Here is a 251-nt window from a genome sequence, read left to right on the forward strand (position 1 = left end):
GTATTTAGCCAATACGGCAGCGGTTTTGTTGCGATTGCTATTTTCTTATTTGCCTTTACTTGCTTGATTGCTTATTACTATATTGCTGAGACCACGCTAGTATACTTAGACAATAAATTGCGCTACCCTGTTTTAAAACCATTATTAAAAATAATATTCTTAATAGTTTGCTTTACCGGTAGCATGCAGTCTGTTGGCGTGATGTGGGCGCTAGGTGATATTGGTTTTGGCAGCATGTGTTACCTTAACTT

General features: G+C 37.5%; 1 protein-coding gene. It reads left to right on the top strand.

Going from position 1 to position 251, the window contains the following annotated elements; genetic code table 11:
• A partial coding sequence (locus tag AAEY55_RS18515) for an alanine:cation symporter family protein (RefSeq protein ID WP_350552738.1) occupies positions 1-251 on the top strand: 251 nt, incomplete at both ends.

This window comes from Pseudoalteromonas sp. 120-MNA-CIBAN-0494, from assembly GCF_040308885.1.
Classification (GTDB): domain Bacteria; phylum Pseudomonadota; class Gammaproteobacteria; order Enterobacterales; family Alteromonadaceae; genus Pseudoalteromonas; species Pseudoalteromonas nigrifaciens.